This is a genomic window from Agrobacterium vacciniicorymbosi, assembly GCF_040427045.1.
In the GTDB taxonomy this organism is placed as follows: domain Bacteria; phylum Pseudomonadota; class Alphaproteobacteria; order Rhizobiales; family Rhizobiaceae; genus Agrobacterium.
Genome location: NZ_JBETMF010000008.1, coordinates 209161 through 233490, shown reverse-complemented (window position 1 = coordinate 233490; position 24330 = coordinate 209161). Strand labels below are relative to the sequence as shown.

The window sequence follows — 24330 nt, the reverse complement described above, 5'->3', positions numbered from 1 at the left end:
AGCATGCCTCGCCAGCCGATGATGTTTAGCCGATGGACATCAGGCTGGCATTGCCGCCCGCTGCTGTCGTGTTGACGCTGACGGAAACTTCTTCCAGCAGCCAGTTCAGATTGTAAGGCTGTTCGGTTCCCTGCAACGCATCGGTCGTTGCGGCCTGAACCAGAACGAGCGGGCCGGGAAGCTCCGCGATCCGGGCATTCATCTGCCGCACCCTATCAGCATCACCTTCCACCAGCGCACCGGCAAAGGGGCCGGATTTCGCCCAATCATCCGACCATGCGATATGGGCTGCGACACTGGATGGCAGGCCGCTTAGCTCCGTTTCCAGACCGTTCTGCTTGTCGATTGCGACCGTATTGCCGGTCGCAAGTGCTGCTGCCAATTGGCGGAACAGTCCCTCTGCCGTCAGTGCGGCCAGAAGAACATGACCGCGTGGATGTAGGGCGTAAAGATTGCGCTCACCCACCGGGCCCGCAAGCTCCGTCTCGAAACCGAGGCCGGAGAGTTTGGCGGATAGACGGGCCGTTTCAGCCGCCGCCGTCTCGCCTTTCGCCTCCAGCCAGTTGGCGAAATCGGCAATGGACGTGTCGTTCTGCTGACCTTTGCGCTCGACAGTAGGCGCAGTCTTCGTCAGGCGACCGAGATAGAGGGGACCGCCAGCCTTGGGGCCAGTGCCGGACAGACCGCGTCCGCCGAAAGGCTGGACGCCGACGACAGCGCCGATGATGTTGCGGTTGACATAAAGATTGCCCGCTTTGATGCGTGACAGCACATGGGCAATCGTCGTGTCGAGGCGCGTATGCAGGCCAAAGGTCAGGCCGTAGCCGGTGGCATTGATGTCATCGATCAGACGATCAAGCTTCTCACGTTTGAAGCGGATGACATGCAGAACGGGGCCGAAGACTTCGCGTTTGAGATCGGACAGTGACGTCAACTCGATGATGGTCGGCGGCACGAAGGTTCCCCTGTCGGTCTCACCGGCCAGCGTGATTTGTTCGATGCGGTTGCCTGACGCTCGCATGGATTCGATGTGCTTTTCGATGTTTTCCTTGGCTTCCTGCGTAATGACCGGGCCGACATCCACCGACAGGCGATCCGTTCTGCCGATGCGCAATTCATGCAGCGCGCCCTTCAGCATGGTCAGCGTCCGCTCAGCCACATCGTCCTGAAGGCAGAGAACGCGCAATGCCGAGCAGCGCTGACCGGCGCTATCGAAAGCGGATGCGATGACATCGGCTACGACCTGTTCGGCCAGTGCCGAGGAATCCACGATCATGGCGTTCTGGCCACCGGTTTCGGCAATCAGCGGAATGGGCTGGCCTTCGCTCGATACGCGTGCAGTCAGCTGTTTCTGGATGAGGCGGGCGACCTCGGTTGAGCCGGTGAACATCACGCCTGCTGTTTGGGAAGCGCCCACCAGCAGCGCGCCGGTTTTGCCATCGCCCGGCAGAAGCTGCACGGCATCTTCAGGGACGCCAGCGGCATGCAATAGCCGAATGCCTTCTGCAGCAATCAGCGGTGTTTCCTCGGCAGGCTTGGCCAAAACCGGGTTACCGGCAACCAGCGCTGCGGCCACTTGCCCGATGAAGATCGCCAGCGGGAAATTCCATGGGCTGATGCAGACGACGGGGCCAAGTGCCTGTTGCTGCGGGCCGAAGGTATTGCGGGCCTCGGCGGCGTAATAGCGCAGGAAATCGATGGCTTCGCGCACTTCGGCAATGGCGTTGGGCGCCGACTTCCCGGCTTCGCGCATGATGAGACCGAGCAGTGTCGGCAACTTTGCCTGCATCAGATCGGCTGCCTTTTCGAGGCATGCCGCGCGCTCTTCCACGCTGGTCTGCGGCCATGTGGATGCGGCGGCTGCTTCGAGTGCTTTCGTCACATCGCCTTCGGTCGGTTCGGTGACAAAGCCGACGATATCATCGAGGTCGCCGGGGTTGAGAACAGGGCGCGTTGAGCCTGTGGCAATGGGCGATGCGGCCTTCCATTCGGTCTCGGCGCTTGCGGACAGTGCTTCGCTGAGTGAGGCGAGGGTGTCTTCATTGGCGAGATCGAGGCCGGAGGAGTTCACGCGTGCGCCATAGAGGTTGGCGGGCTTGGAAATCTTGTCGTGCTGCGCACCCGGTGTCGCCATAGATTTGACCACCGCGACCGGGTCTTCCAGCAGCGAGTCGATAGCGACATTGGGGTCGGCAATGCGGTTGACGAAGGAGGAGTTCGCGCCGTTTTCCAACAGGCGGCGCACGAGATAGGCGAGCAGCGTTTCATGCGTTCCAACCGGCGCATAGAAACGGCAGGGGCGGTCGAGGTTTTGTCTGCCAACGACTTCGCTGTAGAGCGGCTCGCCCATGCCATGCAGGCATTGGAACTCGTAATCGCCGATTTTGAAATCAGGACCGGCCAGATGATAGATCGTCGCCAGCGACTGCGCATTGTGGGTCGCAAATTGCGGGAAGATCACGTCGCAAGCGGCAAGAAGTTTGCGTGCGCAAGCTATGTAGGACACATCCGTATGGACCTTGCGGGTGAAGACAGGGAAATCCTCCAGCCCATCCAGCTGCGCGCGTTTGATTTCCGCATCCCAATAGGCGCCCTTGACCAGACGCACCATGATGCGGCGGTTGGAGCGGCGGGCCAGATCAATGATGTAGTCCAGCACGAAGGGGCAGCGGCGGCTATAGGCCTGCACCACGAAGCCAAGGCCCTGCCAGTTGCCCAGTTCCGGGTCGAGAGCGATGGCTTCCAGCAGATCGAGAGAAAGCTCCAGCCGGTCGGCTTCTTCGGCATCGATGTTGAGGCCGATATCGTAGCTTTTTGCCAGCAGCATCAGGGATTTCACGCGCGGCAGAAGCTCATCCATCACGCGCAGTGCCTGCGCACGGGCGTAACGCGGGTGCAGCGCAGACAGCTTGATGGAAATGCCGGGGCCACCATAAACGCCGCGACCGGCAGAGGCCTTTCCGATGGCATGGATCGCCTGTTCATAATCGCGGTAATACCGCTCGGCATCCTTTGCCGTCGTCGCGGCTTCGCCCAGCATGTCATAGGAATATTGAAAGCCCTTGGCTTCCAGCGCCTTGGAGCGGTTGATGGCTTCGCCAATCGTCTGGCCGGTGACGAATTGTTCGCCCATCATCCGCATCGCCATATCCACGCCACGGCGGATAACGGGTTCCCCGGCGCGGGAAATAAGCTTGGTCAGCGCAGCTGACAGGCTCTTGTCGTTGACGGTCGAGGTTAGCTTGCCAGTGATGACCAGACCCCATGTGGCGGCATTGACGAAGAGCGAACGTCCGCCGCCGAGATGCGAGCGCCAGTCACCGGTGGCGATCTTGTCGCGGATCAACGCGTCGCGGGTGGCAGCGTCGGGAATACGTAGCAGCGCTTCGGCAAGGCACATCAGCGCCACACCCTCCTGACTGGAGAGGGAATATTCCTGCACCAGACCTTCGACACCGGTGCCTTTTGCTTTGGAGCGCAGCGCCTGAACCAGCTTGCGGGCGGTGGTGCGGATCGTATCGGCCTGTTCGGGCGAAACACTCGCAGCTTCCAGCAAGGGCGCGATGCAGTCAGGCTCGGCACGGCGATAGGCAGCAGTGATGGCTTGGCGAAGCGGGCTTTGCGGTCGCACCGGTGGCGCGAATTGCGCAAAAATCTCGCCGGTCTCATTGGTACGTGTCGTGTTTATCGTTGCTGCGTGTTCCGCCATCGGCCCGGCCCCTGGGATGTCTGTTTCGAGCGCGTGTTCTTGTCGCTCTTTCTCAGTGCTCAGAATATCATTGCCGTTGAAATTGCTATGGTCCTATTTTAGCGATATATCAGGACAAAATGACTTATAATACGCGATATAGGAGGCAAATTGGATGGCAAAACCATCAGAAACAGGCGATCTGGATCACTTCGATCTGAAGATACTGGAAGCGATGAGCGAGGACGGGCGCATGTCCATTCTGCAACTCTCCAAGCAGGTCGGGCTTTCAAAGACGCCGTGCCAGACACGGCTGAAGCGTCTGGTGGATGAGGGCTATATTCTCGGCTTTCGCGCCATGCTCAACCCGGCCAAGCTTGGCCTCGAGCACATTGCCTTTACCGAAGTCAAACTCTCCGACACGCGGGAAAAGGCGCTCGAAGATTTCAACACGGCTGTTCGCAAGATCAAGGAAGTGGAGGAATGCCACATGATTGCGGGGGCGTTCGATTATCTGCTGAAAGTGCGCACCACAAACATCCGAAAATATAGACAGGTATTGGGAGAGAAAATTTCCAGCCTGCCCTGCGTGGCCAACACATCGACCTTCGTCGTCATGCAGTCGGTGAAGGATGTCGGTATGTAAAAAACGGCGCAGCTTTTCAGCCGCGCCGTTTTCTTGTCTTTAAATGTTTAGCGTACCGCAGCCGCTGCGGTAACAGCCGTCATCTGGGCATCAGGGCCAAACTCGTTTTCGTCTTCGATGCCAAGCAGTTCCTGCAGGCGAAGGCGGGCTCGGCTGACGCGGCTCTTGATCGTGCCCACAGGGCAACCGCAAATCTCCGCAGCTTCCTCATAGGCAAAACCGGATGCGCCGATCAGAAGAATGGCTTCGCGCTGATCTTCTGGCAGTTTGGCAAGCGCCGTCTTGAAATCAGCGAGATCGACGGAACCATGCTGTTCCGGCGGCACGGACAGGCGAGACGTGTAGGCGCCGTCCGTATCCTGCACTTCACGGCCCGATTTTCTGATCTGGCTGTAGAACTCGTTGCGCAGGATCGTCACCAGCCATGCCCGCATATTGGTGCCGGGTTGATAGCTGTCCTGCTTTGCCCAGGCCTTCATGATCGTATCCTGTACGAGGTCATCGGCCCGGTCACGCGATCTGATGAGAGATATGGCAAAGGCGCGCAGATTTGGCAGGGCTGCCAGCATTTCGCGCTTGAAATTATATTCGTTCTTGCTCGAATCTGTTGCCATCATCCCCTCGAAGCTTTCGCGTTGTTTTCAGCTTCGTCGAGCTTTTCAAGAAGATCGAGAAATTTGTCTGGAATTCCCTCATCCTGAACTGCATCATACAATTCTCGTAATTTTCGGGAGATTACGGCGCGACCCGAATCGGGAACCGTCGGCGGTGTTCCCTTGTCAGATGGATCCTGGTCCGATTGAAACATGCTCATGATTTCCGGTATTCCTTTGGTGACGTCGCTAGTAATGCGTGGCAGAAAAAATAGTTCCAGCCAAACGGAACTTTTTTTGAAACGCCGCGTTTTTTCGTTCAGGTTTGCGCTGCAAACCGCATGAACAGGGGAGAATTCCATGTCAGTTTCTACACGCATCGCTCCGCATCTGCCCTATCTCCGCAGGTTTGCGCGTGCCGTTTGCGGTTCACAATCAACTGGCGATGCTTATGTTGCCGCCAGCCTTGAGGCACTGATCGCAGATGTCAGCATTTTTCCGCAGACGAGCAGTGATCGCGTTTCGCTTTACCAATTGTTTGTCTCCATCTTTAGTTCCGTTACCATCAACATCAAGAATGATGAGAACCTGACTGGATGGGAAAAGCGCGCCTCCGCCAATCTTTCGGCTGTTCCCGCCGTGCCGCGCCAGGCGTTCCTGTTGACAACGGTTGAAGAATTCACCCTTGCAGAAGTTGCAGAAGTGCTGCGCGTGCCAGAAGGCGAAGTCAGCAAGCTGATCGACGAAGCCGCTTCCGAAATCGCCCGCCAGGTTGCGACAGATATCATGATCATCGAGGACGAGCCTCTGATCGCCATGGATATCGAGCAGATGGTGACCGACCTTGGCCACAACGTGACCGGCATTGCCCGTACGCACAAGGAAGCGCTCGAGCTGTTCCACCGCACCCAGCCGAAGATGATCCTGGCCGACATTCAGCTCGCAGACGGAAGCTCCGGTCTGGAAGCAATGAAGGAAATCCTTCAGATGACGACGCTGCCGGTTATCTTCATTACGGCTTTCCCTGAACGTTTGCTGACCGGTGAGCGCCCAGAGCCAACATTCCTCGTCACCAAGCCATTCAACCCGGATATGGTCAAGGCCCTCATAAGTCAGGCTCTTTTCTTCAATGAAAGTTCACGCGTCGCCGCATAACTTGCACTGATTTTAAAAAGATTTTGGAACTCGGGTTCTTACCCGGCGTTGACGTCGATATGTTTTTTCAAGCATCGCGACCATCATCGCCGTTCCGCGTTAGGAGACAATATTGCATCGGCTGGCGTGGCATAATGCGGAGCGGGATGAGGGCGATCTGCACGATTCACTCGTGCTCGCACTGCTGGACTCTGACGAGACGGTTATGCTGCAAGACCGCGATAAGGAGTATATCTTTATCGCCAACCTGCCCGACGTATGGAGCCTGCCAACGGAATCCGGGCAAGACCCGACCGATGTGACGATGTTCGGCAACGACCTCGCGGTCCGTCTGTCCGAACTGAAGAAAGACCTGACCTCTGCGGGAAGCCGCGGCATGCTGGAAGTCAGCGCTGGCAAGGACCGTGTCTTCCAGTTTCATGTCTATTCCACCGTGAATATGTCCGGGCAACGGGTTCTCAAGACCACAATCAGAGAAATCACGGTCGAGCGGCGTCGTGAGCAATTGCTTCGCTCGCTTTTGCGTGAGGTCAGTCACCGTTCCAAAAATCTTTTGGCGATCATCCAGAGCCTGTCGGCTCAAACGGCGCGTTTCAGCTTCACCAAGGAAGATTTTCTGCGCAAATTCCGGGGGCGTCTGCATGCGCTGGCGCAATCCCAGGATTTGATCACGGATTCCGACTGGCGCGGCGCGGAGATTTTCGATCTCCTCAAACAGCAGGCCGACCTTTATCTTCCGGAATACCCAAACCTGATAAAGATGGTTGGCGAGAACCTTTTGCTGAACCCGAATGGCGCGCTCTATGTGGGTCTGGCTTTCCACGAGTTGGTAGTGAACACCGTCAGCCATGGCGGCAATCTCTCGCGCCATCTTCCCATCACGCTCGATTGTCGCAAGGACGGCGAATTTTTCGAAGTTCGCTGGACGGAGCCTTTGGGTGGCGAAGCCGCGCAATCGGCTTCTGCTGATGCCGGCAAGAGAAGCCACTTCGGAAGTGTCGTGCTGGAAAAGGTCGTGCCTGCGGCCTTGGGCGGTGAGGCGAGCTATAATGTCTCGGCTGACAATATCGACTATTTCCTGAAATTCCCGGCACCCCTTCCCACGTAATCCATAGCTGCGCGGCATCGTGAAACGGCCCGTGTGCTCACGGCTGCTGTGAAATGGCTGCAGGTATTTTGGTTTGAAAACAGCCCTAAAACACAAAAGCACGGCTCCGTAGAGCCGTGCTATCTGTGGCAGGTTTTCAGGGGCAAAACCTGCATCGCCAAGCCTCAGGCGGGGACGGGGAGTGGCTTGGCTTGCTGTAACAACGTGACCGGTACCGGTTAGTTCCCGCCATGGTTCAATTTTATTCCAGCACCGTCGTATTTTTCTGCGTCAGGAAATGGCGCATAGGTGCGGTCAGCGTCCAGCGGAAGCCTTCTTCACTATAATCCATTGATATATTGGCAGAAAATGAACTTTCCGCGTGGCGTTTGATGATCGTCGTGCCAAAGCCGCTGCGTGTTGGTGCAACCGCAGCAGGGCCGCCAATCTCGTTCCAATCGATGGTAAACTGGTCGTGATCGCCATCGACCTTCCGTGTCCATGACAATTCGACGGTGGCGGTCTTTCTGGACAGCGCACCATATTTGATCGAGTTGGTGGTCAGTTCGTGAATGATGAGGCCGAAATTCTGCGCTGCTTCTGGCGACAGCATGAAGTCTTCACCGCTGAGCTTGACCTGATCGACGGCGGTGCCGAAGACATTCATATGTGTCTCGATCAGCTTGCGCATCGGCAGGCCCTGCCATTGCACCTCCGATAACGCGCTGATCGACATGCCGAGGCCGCGAAGCCTGTGGTCCACTTCCTTCTGGAATTCGGGCACCGTGGTGTTTTCACGCGCAAGCTGGCGCATCATCGCCTGCACCAGCGTCAGCAGGTTTTTGGAGCGGTGAACCAGCTCGTGCAAAATGAGGTGAGTGCGGTCTTCCGCCTGACTGCGGTCAAAGGACGCGTTGGATAGTGCCACAGCCACCTGGTTGGCCTCTTTGATCTTGGTGTCGATGGGCGCAACGATCTCGCCTTCACCAATGCGTTTTGCCATATCCACCAGTTCACGGATCGAGCCGCGCAACTGCCGGCCAACCAGATAGGCACCGGCGATGGCAATGATGACAAGCACGAAGCTGCCGATCATCATTTTACGCCATGTGCTGACCAAAGCCGACTGGCTGTTATCGGCGGGTCCCCAGATCACCGCTTTCCACGACCAGCCCGGAAGCTGGGAATAGGCATAGATAATGCCGTTCTGATCTTCAAAGCTGCCGCTGAAGGATCGCATCAGTCCGGTTGCGTCGCTGTGGCCGAAAGCGGTGCCCGCTGCGATCTCGTCCGGCGCGCTGGAGGAAACGACGTGGCTGTCGGCATCCAAGATGGCAATCGACCAGCCGGGCGGAAGGCCATCGGTGGAAATCAGCCCCATCAGGTCGCGGGCATTCTGAGTCATGATCAGGGCGTCGCCCGCAGCGGACAGCGCGCGCGGCAGTGGCCGCATGACGTTGAACACCCATTCCTTGCTGGTATTGCCGTAAAAAATATTGGACACGGCTGTCCGCCCACCGGCAATCACGTCAGGAAGCTTGATGTCCGGTGGTACGTTGCCCAGAGTTTGCTCGAAAGGCACGCGGCTGTTCAGGCGCTGTTTTCCGTTGGCGGTGGCAATGATGACATAGAGCCCTTGCTTCTGGAGGCTCTCGCTCACTCGCTTGTGAAAAGCCGAGAGGTCGCCATCTTCCAGTTCCGGGAACTGCGAGAGGAGATTGAGCGAGGTTGCCATTTCCTGCAAACGCCGATCGATGTTGCGGCTGACGGCGCGGGCATCTTCGACCGCCTCGCGCTGAAGGTCGCCTCTCTCATCTGCTTCCAGCTTTAACATCAAATAGCCGACGAAGATAATCAGCGGCAGCGTGATTACCGTTGTCATAACAACGAGATAGACGCTTATCGGCGCAGTCGGAAAAAAGCCAGCAAGGCGTTGTCTTAGTCTGGAAATGAAATCGTTCTGCATTGTTTCGCTGGTTTCGACTGCTGCTCAAGTCATGGTAGGGTGGGCGCAGAATGGCTGAAGCGGAGAAGCTTCGCAATCCCATTATATGCCCGAATAAACGTCATTTTTCGCTGTTGATCGGGCGCTAGATTGCCTAAAAAAATGGCGGAACTAATTCCGACCTGCCGTCGTTTGCAAACCAACAGGCTCACACAGAAACGGACAAACCGTAGTGAGCAGGTTTCGAACGAAGACAATAAGGAAGGTACGAAATGAACAAGACACTCACCACGATCGTCACTGCCGCTCTCTTGGGTTCCACGACATTCGCACCACTCGCCATGGCACAGACCGCCGCCGAGCCAGCACCGGCTGCACCGGGCGCCGCTGCTCCTGCCACACCAGCCGCCCCTGCTGCGCCAGCAACGACCGCTGCTACACCAGCAGCCAGTGGCAGCTACCTGACGGAACAGGCTGCAACGCAGATCAGCGCCAATGACTATATTGGCAACGCCGTCTACACCTCTGCCGATGAAAGCATCGGTAGCGTGACGAACCTCATCCTCGAAGAAAATGGCGGCATCGTCGCAGCTGTTGTGGGCGTTGGCGGGTTCCTCGGCATCGGTGCCAAGGACGTAGCAGTTCCGATGGACAAGATCACGGTTACCCGTGACACGCAGAGCGGCGCTGTTCGCCTGACGACAACGGAAACGGCTGAATCTTTGAAGGCTGCGCCAGAATTCGTTACCATGAAGGACAAGAAGGCAGCTGACGGCGCCGCAGCACCTGCGCCAGCCAGCGATGGTGCAACGACGACAGCACCGAAGCCATAAGGTTTCCTGGGAGAGAGGAGCTACGGGAGCGTTCCTGTAGCGGAAACACCGGTCCAAAGGACCGGTGTTTTTTTGTGCTTTTGCGTTTGTTACATGCTCTCGTTGCGGGACGAATGCCAGCGCCATGCCGAGCGGATAATGTCTTCCAGCGTATATTGCGGCTCCCAACCCAACACTTCCCGCGCCTTGTCGTTGTTGGCGACGAGCGTGGTGGAGTCGCCTTCGCGACGGTCGGAATATTCCACCGGGAAGGGACGACCGGAGACTTCCGAGATCGTGTCGAGCAGTTCCTTGACCGTCGTTCCGGTACCAGTGCCGAGATTGAGTTCGACGGTCTCCCCGCCTGCCAGCAGGTAATCCACGGCACGCACATGGGCGTCGGCTAGGTCGAGAATGTGGATGTAGTCGCGCACGCATGTGCCGTCACGCGTATCGTAATCCGTACCGAACACCTTGAAGCCTTCGCGACGTCCAAGCGCCGCTTCGATGGCGAGCGGAATGGCGTGGGTTTCAGGCTTGTGCCACTCGCCGATCCGGCCTTCGAAATCCGCGCCTGCCGCATTGAAATAGCGCAGCATGACGGATTTCAGGTCCTTGTAGGTGCTGTAGTCTTTCAGCGCCTGCTCCACCACCCATTTGGTGCGACCATAGGGATTGATGGGTGCTTGGCGGTGGGTTTCGTCCAGTGGCACGCGTTCCGGCAGGCCATAGGTTGCGCAGGTGGAGGAAAAGACGAAGGCCTTGACGCCTGCATCCATCGTGGCCGACAACAGGGTCAGCGCGCCAGTGACATTATTATCGTAAAAGGCCATCGGGTTTTTGACGGATTCGCCGACTTCGATCAGCGCTGCAAAATGCAGAACGGCTTCCGGCTTGTGTTTCGCAAAGACTTCGTCGAGACGCGCCCGGTCCCTGATATCGCCCTGTTCGAAGGGCCCCCAGCGGACGAATTCCTCATGGCCGTTTGAAAGATTGTCGAAAACGACTGGCTCATATCCACGCTCGGCGAGCAACAGGCATGTGTGGGAACCGATATATCCGGCACCGCCGACAACAAGGACTTTCTTCCGCATCCAACATTCTCTCCGTTAAACAGATGGTTGCAACCTGCGTAACATTTTGTCGGCAGAAGGGCAGCGGGAAATTATCGCGGATGAAAAAAGGAAAGCCGCCTTTGGGGAAAGGCGGCTTATCAGATTCTCCAGATACTCGGATCACTTTTTCTTTTTAACCGTTGTCCGTGTCGCGATGTAACCGAGGGCCAGTGCGCTCAGCAAAGTCGTGTAGGGACGCGCCCTCAGTGCACCGGCAGCCATGGCCTGTACTGCCAATGGTGCAGCCGCCAGCGGAGCCAAGGGCATAACGGGCCTCGTCGCATAAACGCGAGGCCTGCGCATGATCGCCAGACTGACGATCATGATGACGCCCAGAAGAAATGCGACGCCTGCAATGACCAGTGCCGCAGGTCCGGCACCGATTTCTTTCGCCAGATAGATCGAGCCACCGATGATCGCGGCAATGAAGGCGATGGCAAAAAATACGCCTGCCAAAACCCAAAGCAGAAGCTTGGATTTTATGCGCCGTGTTACGAGTTGGCCTTCTCGCTGGGTATCGCCGAGATAAAGCAGCAGCGCTTCAATCATGATGCTGCCTTAGCGCCGGGTGACGAGGGCGATAAGGAAACCTGCGGCCACTGCGATGCCGAGAGACTGGAGAGGATTTTTCTGAACCTGATAGGTCAGATTGTCGTTGATAGACTGAATTTCGTGGCGAACGTTATCGACCGTTTCTTCGCCAGCGGCCAGTGCGTCATCGGCAACGCGGGTTGCGCGTGCCTTGACTTCGGAAGAAACACCGACGCCCAGAGCCTTCACGCTGCCTGCGAGGTTTGCGAGATCTTCGCGCAACTGTGTGAGTTGTGCAGCAACATCGGCTGCATCGCCGCCTTCGAGAGTTTCACGGACTTTGTCTTCCACGTTGCGAACCGTCGCCATGATGTTTCCTTTTCTGAAGTGATGTCAAAAACGCCGTGTCCACGGCTCACGCGTAGTTTCAAAACGTGCATGCCCTTGTTTGGTTCCGCATCTTTGCGGTGAGAGGAGAAAAAAGAACTCTGTTGCAGAATCTGTCCTGCGGGTTTGTTTTCCTGTCACAAGCATCATATAAGGCCCGTCAATCAGACCCGTCTTTGACTTCCATCAACATGTGATCCGCCAATGCTTCAGACGCCATACTATCTCATCGACAAGACCAAGCTTCTTCGCAACATGGAGAAGATTGCCTATGTGCGCGAAAAATCCGGCGCGAAAGCTCTTCTGGCCTTGAAGTGCTTTGCCACTTGGTCGGTGTTCGATTTCATGTCGCAATATATGGATGGCACGACATCGTCGTCGCTTTACGAAGTGCGTCTCGGTCGCGAGAAATTCGGCGGTGAAACGCACGCTTACAGCGTTGCCTATGCCGATTACGAGATCGAAGAGGTCATCTCCAACGCCGACAAGATCATCTTCAATTCCATTGGCCAGCTGGAACGCTTCGCCGACAAGGCATCCGGCATCACGCGTGGTCTGCGCCTTAACCCGCAGGTTTCCTCGTCCACCTTTGATCTGGCCGATCCGGCCCGTCCGTTTAGTCGTCTGGGTGAGTGGGATGTGGCGAAGGTTGAAAAGGTCATGGACCGCATTTCCGGCTTCATGATCCACAACAATTGCGAAAACGGCGATTTCGAGCTGTTCGACCGCATGCTGGGTCAGATCGAGGAACGTTTCGGCTCGCTGTTGTCGCGGGCGGAATGGGTCAGCCTTGGCGGCGGCATCCACTTTACCGGTGACGATTATCCTGTTGATCGCTTCTGTGATCGCCTCAAGGAATTCTCGGAAAAATACGGCGTTCAGGTCTATCTGGAGCCCGGCGAAGCATCGATCACCAAGAGCACGACCTTGGAGACTACGGTTCTCGACACGCTGTTCAACGGCAAGAACCTCGCCATTGTCGACAGCTCCATCGAAGCGCATTTGCTCGATCTGTTGATTTACCGCGAAACAGCCAAGGTCTCCCCCAACGAGGGTGACCATCCCTACATGGTCTGTGGCAAGTCGTGCCTCGCAGGTGACGTGTTTGGCGAGTTTCGCTTCGAGAACGAACTGAAGGTAGGCGACCGCGTGTCCTTCCAGGACACGGCCGGTTACACCATGGTCAAGAAAAACTGGTTCAACGGCGTCAAAATGCCGACGATTGCCATCAAGGAACTCGACGGCACTGTCCGTGCCGTTCGTGAATTCGACTTTGCTGATTTCCAGCAGAGCCTGTCTTAACGTCAAACCAAGCTCATCCCTACGGGGATAAAGGGGGTATCACCTGAAATGAAGAAGAACGTTCTCATCATCGGCGCCGGTGGCGTGGCACAAGTTGTGGCGCATAAGTGCGCCCAGAACAGCGATGTATTGGGAGACATTCATATTGCGTCACGCACAGTTGATAAGTGCCGCAAGATTGTCGAGTCCGTACGCGAAAAGAAGAGCCTCAAGACAGATGTAAAGCTTGAGGCCCATGCGCTTGACGCGATGGATATCGAGGCGACGAAAGCCTTGATCGTGAAGACCGGCGTGCAGATCGTCATCAATGTCGGTTCTGCCTTCGTCAACATGTCCGTTCTTCGTGCCTGCATGGACACAGGCGTTGCCTATATGGATACGGCGATCCACGAGGATCCGACCAAGATTTGCGAAAATCCGCCGTGGTACGGAAACTACGAGTGGCAGCGCGCCGCCGAGTGCAAGGAAAAAGGCGTCACCGCCATTCTCGGCGTCGGCTTCGATCCGGGTGTCGTTAACGCCTATGCGCGTCTGGCCAAGGATGAGTATTTCGACAAGGTCACCTCGGTCGATATCGTCGATATCAATGCCGGCAGCCATGGCCGCTGGTTCTCGACCAACTTCGATCCTGAAATCAACTTCCGCGAATTTACCGGTGTCGTCTATTCCTGGCAGAACAACCAGTGGCAGACCAACGAGATGTTCGAAGTCGGTCAGGAATTCGATTTGCCTGTCGTCGGCAAGCAGAAGGCCTATATGACGGGCCACGACGAAGTGCATTCGCTGTCCAAGAACATGGATGGAGCAGACGTGCGTTTCTGGATGGGCTTTGGCGACCACTATATCAACGTGTTCAACGTGTTGAAGAACCTTGGTCTTCTCTCCGAAAAGCCTGTTAAAACCGCCGAAGGTCTGGAAGTCGTGCCGCTGAAGGTGGTCAAGGCCGTGCTGCCCGATCCGTCTTCGCTGGCGCCCGATTATGTCGGCAAGACCTGCATCGGCGATGTCGTCAAGGGCATCAAGGACGGCAAGGAAACCGAAGTGTTCATCTACAACGTGGCTGACCACAAGGAAGCTTACGAAGAAGTCGGCTCCCAGGGCATTTCCTACACAGCAGGCGTTCCGCCGGTTGCCGCAGCCATGCTGATTGCAACGGGCGAATGGGATGTGAAGCAGATGGCGAATGTGGAAGAACTTCCACCGCAGCCATTCCTCAACATCCTCAACCGCATCGGCTTGCCAAGCCGCATCAAGGATGAAAAGGGCGACCGCGCGCTGACATTCTAAGTGCGGACCAAAGCCTAAGCTATAACGAAGAAAAGCCCCGTTTTTCGGGGCTTTTTGCTGTCTGTCTTTGTTCGCAAGCTGCTTGGGAGGAGACTTACTTTGCGGCGCTTTTGCGCGCCTTTGGTTTGCTCTTTGCCGCCTCTTCCAGGGCAACGGCAGCCTGCACATCTGCTTTCTTCCGGTGGTTCGGCTTGGTGGCCTTGGAATTTTGAAGCAGAGAATATTCGTGTTTTGCCTGTTCCCAATGGTCTGAATCGCGACCATGCGGATGGCCTTCACTCTCCCATAAGGTGTATGCGCGCTTACTAATCCAATCGTCTGCTGAAACCTGCATATTGATCTCCCGTTACTACGTCATCGCCCGCAAAGGGCCGTCTGTGTGGTCCGGCTGGAACGCTGGACAGGAATTGGCGCCGGTATTTTACGATGTTATTACATGCCATGATTCGCCAAAGCGTCAAGTGAAATTGCTGCACTGCAAGAACGCTATGGTTGTTGTTTCCTGAGCGATATCAACGTTCAAACAATCTGCTTGTTTCACAATGACGCGATAAATGTTGCGTGATGCTGTCGGGAGCCTCACACTGTGCGCAGATGCAATCTGTGGGAGGAGGCATAATGCAGAGGGACGTCGCGACAGATGAGATCATCATCGAGAAGAAGGGCAGCGCGGGGCTGATCCGTCTCAATCGGCCACGTGCCATCAACAGCCTCAACGAAGCGATGGTAGCGGGCATGAAGGCAGGGCTGGATGCTTTTGCGCGCGATCCCGACATCACCTGCGTCATTCTTTCCGGTGAAGGCGACCGTGGCCTCTGTGCGGGCGGAGATGTGCGTCAGATTTACGAAGCGAAGACCGCGAGCGAGGCGGATCGCACCCGTTTCTGGCGCGAGGAATTCCCGCTGAACTACACGATCTCCCATTATCAAAAGCCCTATGTCGCGCTGATGGATGGCATCGTCATGGGCGGTGGCGTCGGCGTTTCCGCCCATGGCCGGTATCGCATCGTAACGGAACGCACCCGCCTCGCCATGCCGGAAACCGCCATCGGCTATTTCCCGGATGTCGGCGCGACATGGTTGCTGCCGAAGGCACCGGGCGAGACGGGAGCATGGTTGGGTCTGACAGGCAAGGAAATCGGTGCGGCGGACGTGATCCATATCGGTCTTGCGGATTATCACATCGCATCCGCGCGCTTGGGCGATTTGGTGGAAGCATTGGCGGAGGTATCATTCGCGGCTGACATAGGCGCTGTGATCGAAAGTTTCTCAAGCAGGCCCGAGATCGATGGCATCATCGCCGCCAATCGCCGTATGATCGATGCAGCTTTCGCCTTCGATTCCATCGAGGAGATATTTCAGGCTCTTTCCGCAATGGACGCTGCTTTTGCCAGGGACACGCTCGCCACGCTGCAATTGCGATCTCCGACCAGTCTCAAATTGACCCTGCGGCTCCTGCGCCTTGGTCGAGGCAGTTCCGGTCTCGTTGAATGCCTTGAGCGGGAGTTTGCGGCGGGCTGCGAGGTGCTGCGCAATCCCGACTTCTACGAGGGCGTGCGTGCGGCGCTGATCGACAAGGATCGCAATCCCAAATGGAGCCCAGACACTCTGGCGCAGGTGGGGGAGAAGCAGATCGACCGATATTTCGCGTCCAGCGCCCCACCGCTTTTTCCTGATCATCGGCTCTGACGTCTTGAACCGCGCAACATCCGTTTTGTTAAAAGTGCAAGAGAAGCAAAAAATTCTAAGTTTGACTTGGGATGGAGAGTCTCGTTCCTCGCGGTAACCAGCCCACTTCCGTATCTTGCCGGTAGAATTTGGTGCTGTGGGGACTTTCATGAAACGGATCATGCTTATCGGTGCTGCTGTTGCAGCCCTTCTGTCGACCTCTGCCTTTGCGCAGGAGCCGAAAACGCTTCTCAACGCGTCCTATGACGTCGCGCGTGAGGTGTTTGCCGCTGAAAACGAAGCCTTCACCAAGACGCATCCAGGCGTGACCATCGATCAGTCGCATGCGGGCACGTCCAAACAGGCGCGTGCAATCGTTGAAGGTCTGGAGGCCGACGTTGTGACCTTCAACCAGGTCACCGACATTGATTTTCTGGTCAAGCAGGGCTTTGTTTCAGCCGATTGGCAGAAGAACTTCGCCAATGATGCGTCGCCCTTCTATTCCTTCCCGTCCTTCCTCGTGCGCGCCGGCAACCCCAAGAATATCAAGGATTGGGACGATCTCGTCAGGGACGACGTGAAGCTGGTCTTCCCGAACCCTAAGACGTCAGGCAATGCGCGTTACACCTATCTGGCCGCTACTGCTTACGCGAAAGAAAAGTTCAACGGCGATGACGCCAAGGTTCAGGACTTTATCAAGAAAATCTTCGCCAACACGCCTGTCTTCGACACCGGAGGCCGTGCAGCCACGACGACCTTTGTCGAGCGTGAAGTGGGCGACGTGCTGATCACCTTCGAGGCCGAGACACGCGGTATCGCCAAGCAATACGGCAAGGACAAGGTCGAAAGCGTCGTTCCCTCCGTCAGCCTTCTCTCGGAATTCCCGGTTGCCGTCGTGGACAAGGTTGTCGACAAGCGCGGTTCGCGCGAACTGGCGAAGACCTATCTCGATTTCCTCTACACCGAGGAAGGCCAGCGCATTGCAGCCCAGTTCGGCCACCGCGTCCACAATGAAAAGGTCGCTGCCGAGTTCAAGGATCAGTTCCCGCAGATACGCCTCGTCAACGTCAAAGACGTGTTCGGCGGCTGGGACAAAATCCAGAAAGAACACTTCGCATCCGGTGCCGTGCTTGATACGCTTTACGGCAATCGTTAATCACTGACTTTGGATTTTGTTCGACCCGGCGGGCTTCCCGCCGGGTCGATTTTCCATGATGGGGGACGGGTTTGAGACGCAATGTTTTGCCGGGGCTGCGCTTGTCGCTCGGCGTTACCCTGCTGTATGTCGGCATCATTGTCGTGCTGCCGCTGGCTGCCCTTGTTTTCAAGGCGGCGAGCCTTGGCCCTGCCGAATATTGGGCGATCATTTCCTCGCCGCGTGCCGTCGCCAGCTACCGCGTCACCGTGCTGTGCGCGCTCGCCGCCACGCTGTTCAACGTCGTCTTTGGCCTTGCACTCGCATGGGTGCTGACCCGTTACCGTTTTCCCGGCTGGCGTCTGGTCGATGCCATTGTCGACCTTCCCTTCGCCCTGCCCACGGCCGTCGCCGGTATCGCACTGACGGCGCTCTTCGCGGGCAATGGCTGGTTCGGCTCGATCCTCGCCCATGCCGGTATCAAGGTCGCCTATACGCCGCTCGGCATCATCATCGCCATGGCCTTTACCAGCCTGCCTTTCATCGTCCGCACGGTGCAGCCGGTACTGGAGGATTTGGACCCGGCCTTGGAAGAAGCCGCGCAGTCTCTGGGCGGTTCTGATCTGGAGATTTTCCGCAAGGTCATTCTGCCGCTGCTGACGCCTGCCATTCTCGCAGGCCTGTCGCTGTCCTTTGCCCGCAGCCTTGGTGAATTCGGCGCAATCATCTTCATCGCTGGCAACCAGCCGTTTTCGACCGAGATCACCTCGCTTCTCGTCTTCATCCGGCTAGAGGAATATGATTATCAGGCCGCAGCCGCCATCGCCTCGGTGCTGCTCATCACAGCCTTCGTCATGCTGGCCGTCACCAACTATCTCCAGACACGCGCCCTGCGCTATACGGTAAGGAGCTAGCCGATGAATGCTCATGCCTCCCGTCGTAAGCCACCACGCGTGGGTGACGCCCCCTGGGTGCGTCGTTCGCTGATCGCTTTCGTACTGGTGATCGGTGCCTTGCTCGTCGTCGCACCGCTGCTCATCATCGGCGTCGAAGCCTTCTCTCAGGGGTGGAAGACCTATACGGCCACCATCAATCACCCCGATACGCGCCACGCCATCATGCTGACGGTGATCACTGCGCTGATTGCCGTGCCTGTCAACACCGCCTTCGGCATTGCCGCCGCTTGGGCGATTACGAAATTCGATTTCCGGGGTAGGCGGTTTCTGCTGGTCCTTATCGAGATACCCTTCTCCATTTCGCCCATCGTGGCAGGTGTGGCCTATCTCTTCGTTTACGGCTTGCAGGGTCTGCTCGGCCCGTTCTTTGCTGCCTATGACATCAAGGTGCTGTTCGCCCTGCCGGGCATCGTCATCGCCTCCATGTTCGTCACGGCCCCCTTTGTGGCGCGCGAACTGATCCCGCTGATGCAGGCGCAAGGGCGTGATCTGGAGGAGGCGGCCACCTCGCTCGGCGCATCCGGCTGGCGCACGTTCTGGTCGGTCACGCTGCCCAATATCAAATGGGCGCTGCTTTACGGCGTCGTGCTGTGCAATGCGCGTGTGATGGGGGAATTCGGTGCGGTGTCCATCGTCTCGGGCAATATTCGCGGCCAGACCAACACGCTGCCTTTGCATATCGAGCTGCTCTATCACGATTATCAGGCCGCAGGCGCCTTCGCCTCGGCATCCATTCTCGCGGCTCTCGCCGTCGTCACCATCATTGCCAAGGTCGCGCTGGAAAAGCGTGGGGCAGGGCGTGGCGCCAAGAAAACCGCCGCCATGTCGGAGACAACTGCATGAAAATCCGCCTCCAAAATGTGGTGAAAACCTTCGATACCTTTCGTGCGGTGCGCGACGTATCGCTCGATATCGAAAGCGGTGAGCTGCTGGCGCTGCTCGGCCCTTCCGGTTCCGGCAAGACGACGATCCTGCGCATGGTCGCAGGTCTTGAATATACCGATGGCGGCCAGATTTATTTCGGAGAGGAAGACGCTACCAACATTCCGGTGCGCGACCGTGGCGTCGGCTTCGTCTTCCAGCATTATGCGCTTTTCCCGCATATGACGCTGCATGAAAACATCGCCTTCGGTATGAAGGTTTCCAGGGTCAAGCGTGACAAAGCGGCCATCGATGCGCGCGTGGATGAATTGCTGCGGCTGGTCAAGCTGGACGGTCTGGGCGAACGTTTCCCGGCGCAGATTTCCGGCGGCCAGCGCCAGCGTGTTGCACTGGCCCGTGCGCTTTCTGTCGATCCTAAGGTTCTGCTGCTGGATGAGCCCTTCGGCGCGCTGGACGCCAATGTGCGCCGCGATCTGCGCCGCTGGCTGCGCGAAATCCACACCGAACTCGGCATCACCACCATTTTCGTGACCCATGATCAGGAAGAAGCACTCGATCTCGCCGACCGCGTCGTCATTCTCAATCAGGGTGAAATCGTGCAGCAGGGCACCCCGAAAGAGGTCTGCCGCCAGCCCAACTCCTCCTTCGTCATGCGTTTTCTGGGTGATGCCAACCGCATTTCCGGCACGGCCCGCGCAGGCAAGGTTTTCGTGGGTTCAGCCGAAGTGCCGTTCGCTTATGGTCAGGCAGATGGCCCCGTCGATATTTATGCCCGTCCCAATGATCTGGAATGGGAAGACCTGCATGATGGCATTCCGGCACAGGTGACACGCGTACTGGACCGTGCAGGCGACCGCCGGGTGATCGCATCTACCACCGAAGGTGACTTGCTGGAATTCGATGTGCCGCCGGAAACCGCAGTTGAAGCTGGCGACCGGGGCCACATCGTCATTCGCCGCGCCAAGATTTTTCCGGCGGGTTAAACGCTGAGTTCAAACGCCGTCTCGGCCAGCGCTTCGCCGTTCACCATTAGCTGTATCAGGTGGAGGCCGGGATAATGTTTGCGGGTGGTGAAATCGCGGATGGCGCGGCTTATGGACAGCGTGCAGCCTTCGCCCGGTTGAAGGCTCAGTTCTTTCCATTTGAAAATCTTAGGTGAGGTGCCGCCGCCCTTTTTCACGTAGTGAACGGCGTAATCGATCACCAGTTTCTGTGGCTTTTCGGATGTCGAGCGAAGCGATGCCGAAATCCGCACATTGCCGCCCAGCGGCAAAGCGTCCGGTGACACCTGAAATGCCTCTATCGCAATATCCGCTTTCTCATGAGCGCCCAGATGCGCAAGTGCCGAAGCGTCGCCCTTCTTCACGAGTGTTCGCAATGCCTGCCGGATGATCCATGCGGTCTGCTTGTTCTCCTTCGGCCACGTCGAAATCCGCTCAAGAACCCATTGCGGATTGTCCTTGGTGATATCGTTCAGATGGTTGGCCACGGATTTGCGCACATAGAGTGCATTGTCGCTTTTCAAGTTTTCAAGAATGGTCGCGACGGGGGAGGGGTCATCGATCAGCGCCTTGATCTGGAACGACCATGGCAGACGCGGGCGGCAACCTTCGCTGGCCAATCGGCGCACATGTTCGTTTTCATCTCGCGACCACTTCTCCATCGTCGCCAGCGCGCGGGGCATATCGGCGAGGATAAAATGGCGGATCGCGAATTCCGACGAGCCGAAGCGGGTGAAAAATTTGAGCGCATCCATAGAGGCACCGAAATGCTCCAAGCCGTAGAGCGCCACATATTCCGACAGCGAAATCGAGGCAAAGCCGTGGTTGATGCGCGGTGCCAATGCAGTGAGGATTTCGAGGTTGCGGGCGTAATCGCCGGGCAGTGTGGCATGTAGGCTGGTCGCCACCTGGCGCATCCGCTGCATGATGCCGAGTGTATCGAGATCGGTCTCGGCGAGTGCCAGAAATGCCTGCTCATCAAAGGGTGGATGGACGGCTTTCGTTTCAGCGGCGATGAATTGCAGACGGGCGCGGTTGAAGATTTCCTTCAGCGCGGGCGCTGCCGTGTCGCTTGTCTCTGCCATCCATTCGCCCCATCGTTCACTCTTTGTTCGTTTAGCGAAAGTCGTTGATTTTTGCAAATGAAAAGCCCGGCGTGGTGAAACGCCGGGCTTTAAAATTCAACTCACTTCAGCTGGATATCAGTTCATCTGGCTGACGAAACGAGTTTCCAGGTATGCGCCAACGGCTTCCGAACCACCTTCCGTGCCGTAGCCCGAATCCTTGATGCCGCCGAAGGGCACTTCCGGCAGAGCAAGGCCGTTGTGGTTGATGGTCAGCATGCCAGCTTCGACCTGACGGCCAAGTTCGTGGGCGGTCTTGACCGAGCCGGTGAAGGCGAAGGATGCGAGGCCGAAGGGCAGGCGGTTGGCTTCCGAGATTGCGTCATCGAAGGACTTGAACGTGTTGACGATGGCAACCGGGCCAAACGGCTCGTCGTTCATGATCTTGGCGGATGTCGGAACGTTGGCCAGCACGGTCGGTTCGAAGAAGTTGCCCTTGTTGCCGATGCGCTTGCCACCGGTCTTCAGTTCCGCGCCGTTGGAAACGGCATCCTGAATGAGCGCTTCCATAGCAGGGATGCGGCGCTCATTGGCGAGCGGGCCCATCGTGATGCCGTCTTCCAGACCATTGCCGACCTTGACGGCCTCGGCTGCCTTGACGAAGCCATCGAGGAACTGGCTGGCAACGCCTTCCTGCACGAGGAAACGTGTTGGTGCAACGCAGACCTGACCGGCATTGCGGAACTTCGACATGGCCATGATTTCGACGGCCTTTTCGATATTGGCATCATCGAAGATCATCACCGGCGCGTGGCCGCCGAGTTCCATCGTGGCGCGCTTCATGTGCTTACCAGCGAGGGCTGCAAGGTGCTTGCCGATCGGCGTGGAGCCGGTGAAGGAAATCTTGCGGATGACAGGATGCGGGATGAGATATTCGGAAATTTCCGAAGGCACGCCGTAAACGAGATTGACGACGCCAGCGGGAACGCCTGCATCCACAAAGGCGCGAATGAGTTCGGCAGGCGATGCCGGTGTTTCCTCGGGAGCCTTGACGATGATCGAGCAACCGGCGGCGAGCGCTGCGGAAAGCTTGCGCACGATCTGGTTGATCGGGAAGTTCCAAGGCGTAAAGGCCGCAACGGGACCGACGGGAACCTTGATGGCAAGCTGGGAGACGCCGGTGGCGCGGGCAGGAATGACCTGACCATAGGTGCGGCGTGCCTCTTCGGCAAACCAGTCGATGGTGTCGGCAGCGCCCATGACTTCCATGGCAGACTGCGCCAGCGGCTTGCCCTGTTCGCGGGTCATCAGCCAGGCAATGGTGTCCTTGCGCTCACGCAGCAGGTCAGCGGCCTTGCGCATGATCTTGGAACGCTCATAGGCAGAGGTTTCGCGCCAGACCTTGAAGCCCTTGTCGGCAGCATCGAGTGCCAGATCAAGATCGGCCTTTTCCGCATGGGCAATCTGGCCGAGGATTTCGTCGGTTGCCGGGTCGGATACGGCAATGGTCTTGCCGGACAAGGCATCGCGCCATTCGCCGTTGATGAGGAGCTTAATGTCGGGATAGCTGTGCATGTGGAATACCTTCGTGACTTGACCGACCGGCACGGTGCCGATGCTTGGCGTTTAATTGCGGTCTCGGAATTTACCGGCGCTGCATGACGTGTCTTCCGTGGCGGGACAATCGAATGCAGCGATACCGGATATGGCAAATGACTTTGCCAGAGACGATGATGACATCTCTATATTAATTCGTGCGGCGGCGGTTTCAACCGGTCAGCGCATTAAAAAGTATTATTTATTTCGCATCGCAGCAAAACCGGCGGCTGGTGCCGCCGGTTGCTTGATCGTTCAATCTCAGAAAAACGCCTGAATGCCGGTCTGGGCGCGGCCGAGGATCAGCGCATGTACATCGTGCGTGCCTTCATAGGTGTTGACCGTCTCAAGGTTCTGCGCGTGGCGCATGATGTGGTATTCGATCTGAATGCCGTTGCCGCCGTGCATGTCGCGGGCCTGACGGGCGATATCCAGCGCCTTGCCGCAATTGTTGCGCTTGACGATGGAGATCATTTCCGGGGCCATGCGGTGCTCATCGAACAGGCGACCGACGCGCAAGGACGCCTGAAGGCCGAGCGTGATTTCCGTCTGCATGTCGGCCAGCTTCTTCTGGTAAAGCTGCATGCCAGCCAGTGGCTTGCCGAACTGCTTGCGGTCCATGCCGTACTGATGGGCGCGGAACCAGCAATCTTCAGCGGCACCCAGCACACCCCAGGAAATGCCGTAGCGGGCGCGGTTGAGGCAGCCGAACGGACCCTTGAGGCCCGAAACATTCGGCAATAGCGCATCTTCGCCCACTTCGACGCCGTCCATGACGATTTCGCCTGTTATAGAGGCGCGCAGTGACAGCTTGCCGCCAATCTTCGGTGCAGACAGGCCCTTCATGCCTTTTTCCAGCACGAAGCCACGGATCTGGTTGTCATGCGCTTCGGATTTTGCCCAGACGACGAAAACGTCGGCAATCGGCGAATTGGAAATCCACATCTTGGAGCCACGCAGGCGATATCCGCCTGCGATCTTCTCGGCGCGCGTCTTCATGCCATTCGGGTCGGAACCGGCATCCGGCTCGGTCAGGCCAAAGCAGCCGATCAACTCGCCGGAAACGAGGCCGGGAAGATATTTGTCCTTCTGCTCTTCCGAGCCATAGGCAAAAATCGGGTAGATGACGAGCGATGACTGCACGCTCATCATAGAGCGATAGCCGCTGTCGATACGCTCGACCTCGCGGGCGACGAGGCCATAGGCGACATAGCTGGCTTCGGCAGCACCGTATTTTTCAGGCAGCGTCACACCCAGAAGGCCTGTCTGGCCCATCAGGCGGAACAGTTCGGGCTCGGATGTTTCAGAAAGATAGGCTTCGTTGATGCGTGGCAGAAGCTCCGATTGGGCAAAGGCCGCTGCCGTATCGCGGATCATCCGCTCGTCTTCGGTCAGTTGGTCTTCGAGAAGAAACGGGTCCTGCCAATTGAATGCTGTGCGTTCGCTCACGGTAAATCTCCAAAATTGCTGGTGTGATTAT

General features: G+C 57.3%; 23 protein-coding genes. 12 read left to right on the top strand and 11 right to left on the bottom strand.

Annotated elements, in window-relative coordinates; translation table 11 throughout:
• Positions 1-25 precede the first annotated feature (25 nt).
• Positions 26-3727 carry a trifunctional transcriptional regulator/proline dehydrogenase/L-glutamate gamma-semialdehyde dehydrogenase gene (gene putA, locus ABUK73_RS14725; protein WP_353577965.1) on the bottom strand — a complete coding sequence of 1234 codons (3702 nt, stop codon included), beginning with the start codon at positions 3725-3727 and terminating at the stop codon, positions 26-28.
• A gap of 136 nt (positions 3728-3863) precedes the next feature.
• Between putA and ABUK73_RS14720 the strand changes: the two genes are divergently transcribed.
• Entirely contained in the window at positions 3864-4334 is a 471-nt protein-coding gene (locus ABUK73_RS14720) for an Lrp/AsnC family transcriptional regulator (RefSeq protein ID WP_353577928.1), read from the top strand.
• 47 nt (positions 4335-4381) lie between these two features.
• On the opposite strand, the gene ABUK73_RS14715 is transcribed toward ABUK73_RS14720, so the two are convergent.
• Positions 4382-4948 carry a sigma-70 family RNA polymerase sigma factor gene (locus ABUK73_RS14715; protein ID WP_113086275.1) on the bottom strand — a complete coding sequence of 189 codons (567 nt, stop codon included), beginning with the start codon at positions 4946-4948 and terminating at the stop codon, positions 4382-4384.
• On the bottom strand, positions 4948-5148 hold the full coding sequence (locus ABUK73_RS14710; RefSeq protein WP_113086276.1) for a NepR family anti-sigma factor: 201 nt from the start codon (positions 5146-5148) through the stop codon (positions 4948-4950). Before ABUK73_RS14710 ends, ABUK73_RS14715 begins: the two co-directional genes overlap by 1 nt.
• 139 nt (positions 5149-5287) lie before the next feature.
• Here ABUK73_RS14710 and ABUK73_RS14705 point away from each other — a divergent pair, with 139 nt between their 5' ends.
• Complete coding sequence (locus ABUK73_RS14705) at positions 5288-6082, top strand: response regulator (RefSeq protein ID WP_113086216.1); 795 nt, start codon at positions 5288-5290, stop codon at positions 6080-6082.
• A 112-nt stretch (positions 6083-6194) separates the two neighbouring features.
• A complete protein-coding gene (locus ABUK73_RS14700; RefSeq protein WP_353577927.1) occupies positions 6195-7190 on the top strand; it encodes a sensor histidine kinase in 996 nt (331 codons plus the stop codon).
• Positions 7191-7431: 241 nt separating this feature from the next.
• Here the strand turns inward: ABUK73_RS14700 and ABUK73_RS14695 are convergent, their stop codons facing one another.
• On the bottom strand, positions 7432-9135 hold the full coding sequence (locus ABUK73_RS14695) for a sensor histidine kinase (RefSeq protein ID WP_353577926.1): 1704 nt from the start codon (positions 9133-9135) through the stop codon (positions 7432-7434).
• Between the two features lie 251 nt (positions 9136-9386).
• On the opposite strand from ABUK73_RS14695, the gene ABUK73_RS14690 reads away from it, so the two are divergent.
• The gene (locus ABUK73_RS14690; RefSeq protein WP_353577925.1) at positions 9387-9947 is read left to right on the top strand and encodes a PRC-barrel domain-containing protein; all 561 of its coding nucleotides are present in this window, start codon (positions 9387-9389) and stop codon (positions 9945-9947) included.
• Positions 9948-10036: 89 nt separating this feature from the next.
• Here ABUK73_RS14690 and galE read toward each other — a convergent pair whose 3' ends face one another.
• The 3 genes from galE to ABUK73_RS14675 all read right to left on the bottom strand — a co-directional run bounded on the left by galE (position 10037) and on the right by ABUK73_RS14675 (position 11941).
• Entirely contained in the window at positions 10037-11020 is a 984-nt protein-coding gene (galE, locus tag ABUK73_RS14685; RefSeq protein ID WP_353577924.1) for a UDP-glucose 4-epimerase GalE, read from the bottom strand.
• 141 nt (positions 11021-11161) lie between these two features.
• Positions 11162-11590, bottom strand: a complete 429-nt coding sequence (locus ABUK73_RS14680; protein ID WP_353577923.1) for a hypothetical protein — start codon at positions 11588-11590, stop codon at positions 11162-11164.
• Positions 11591-11599: 9 nt separating this feature from the next.
• The gene (locus ABUK73_RS14675) at positions 11600-11941 is read right to left on the bottom strand and encodes a DUF883 family protein (protein WP_353577922.1); all 342 of its coding nucleotides are present in this window, start codon (positions 11939-11941) and stop codon (positions 11600-11602) included.
• A gap of 222 nt (positions 11942-12163) precedes the next feature.
• Here ABUK73_RS14675 and nspC point away from each other — a divergent pair, with 222 nt between their 5' ends.
• On the top strand, positions 12164-13261 hold the full coding sequence (nspC, locus tag ABUK73_RS14670; RefSeq protein ID WP_353577921.1) for a carboxynorspermidine decarboxylase: 1098 nt from the start codon (positions 12164-12166) through the stop codon (positions 13259-13261).
• Positions 13262-13309: 48 nt separating this feature from the next.
• A complete protein-coding gene (locus ABUK73_RS14665) occupies positions 13310-14548 on the top strand; it encodes a saccharopine dehydrogenase family protein (protein ID WP_353577920.1) in 1239 nt (412 codons plus the stop codon).
• A gap of 94 nt (positions 14549-14642) precedes the next feature.
• Here the strand turns inward: ABUK73_RS14665 and ABUK73_RS14660 are convergent, their stop codons facing one another.
• The gene (locus ABUK73_RS14660; protein ID WP_113086225.1) at positions 14643-14882 is read right to left on the bottom strand and encodes a DUF2934 domain-containing protein; all 240 of its coding nucleotides are present in this window, start codon (positions 14880-14882) and stop codon (positions 14643-14645) included.
• Positions 14883-15166: 284 nt separating this feature from the next.
• Between ABUK73_RS14660 and ABUK73_RS14655 the strand changes: the two genes are divergently transcribed.
• The 5 genes from ABUK73_RS14655 (at position 15167) to ABUK73_RS14635 (ending at position 20172) form a co-directional block, all read left to right on the top strand.
• Positions 15167-16237: an enoyl-CoA hydratase/isomerase family protein gene (locus ABUK73_RS14655; RefSeq protein ID WP_353577919.1), complete on the top strand. Its 1071-nt coding sequence runs from the start codon at positions 15167-15169 to the stop codon at positions 16235-16237.
• A 148-nt stretch (positions 16238-16385) separates the two neighbouring features.
• Positions 16386-17372 (top strand): thiosulfate ABC transporter substrate-binding protein CysP, encoded by a 987-nt coding sequence (gene cysP, locus ABUK73_RS14650; RefSeq protein ID WP_353577918.1) that lies wholly within the window; start codon positions 16386-16388, stop codon positions 17370-17372.
• 71 nt (positions 17373-17443) lie between these two features.
• Positions 17444-18265 carry a sulfate ABC transporter permease subunit CysT gene (gene cysT, locus ABUK73_RS14645; protein WP_103587976.1) on the top strand — a complete coding sequence of 274 codons (822 nt, stop codon included), beginning with the start codon at positions 17444-17446 and terminating at the stop codon, positions 18263-18265.
• Positions 18266-18268: 3 nt separating this feature from the next.
• Positions 18269-19150, top strand: a complete 882-nt coding sequence (gene cysW, locus ABUK73_RS14640) for a sulfate ABC transporter permease subunit CysW (protein ID WP_353577917.1) — start codon at positions 18269-18271, stop codon at positions 19148-19150.
• The gene (locus ABUK73_RS14635; RefSeq protein ID WP_353577916.1) at positions 19147-20172 is read left to right on the top strand and encodes a sulfate/molybdate ABC transporter ATP-binding protein; all 1026 of its coding nucleotides are present in this window, start codon (positions 19147-19149) and stop codon (positions 20170-20172) included. Before cysW ends, ABUK73_RS14635 begins: the two co-directional genes overlap by 4 nt.
• Here the strand turns inward: ABUK73_RS14635 and ABUK73_RS14630 are convergent.
• The gene (locus ABUK73_RS14630; protein ID WP_353577915.1) at positions 20169-21275 is read right to left on the bottom strand and encodes a DNA alkylation repair protein; all 1107 of its coding nucleotides are present in this window, start codon (positions 21273-21275) and stop codon (positions 20169-20171) included. The two genes, ABUK73_RS14635 and ABUK73_RS14630, sit on opposite strands and share 4 nt — an antisense overlap.
• Positions 21276-21392: 117 nt before the next feature.
• Positions 21393-22829: an NAD-dependent succinate-semialdehyde dehydrogenase gene (locus ABUK73_RS14625; RefSeq protein WP_353577914.1), complete on the bottom strand. Its 1437-nt coding sequence runs from the start codon at positions 22827-22829 to the stop codon at positions 21393-21395.
• 130 nt (positions 22830-22959) lie between these two features.
• Here ABUK73_RS14625 and ABUK73_RS14620 point away from each other — a divergent pair, with 130 nt between their 5' ends.
• Positions 22960-23127 (top strand): hypothetical protein, encoded by a 168-nt coding sequence (locus ABUK73_RS14620; RefSeq protein ID WP_353577913.1) that lies wholly within the window; start codon positions 22960-22962, stop codon positions 23125-23127.
• Here ABUK73_RS14620 and ABUK73_RS14615 read toward each other — a convergent pair.
• Positions 23112-24299: an acyl-CoA dehydrogenase gene (locus ABUK73_RS14615; protein WP_353577912.1), complete on the bottom strand. Its 1188-nt coding sequence runs from the start codon at positions 24297-24299 to the stop codon at positions 23112-23114. The genes ABUK73_RS14620 and ABUK73_RS14615 overlap by 16 nt on opposite strands.
• Positions 24300-24330: the final 31 nt, after the last annotated feature.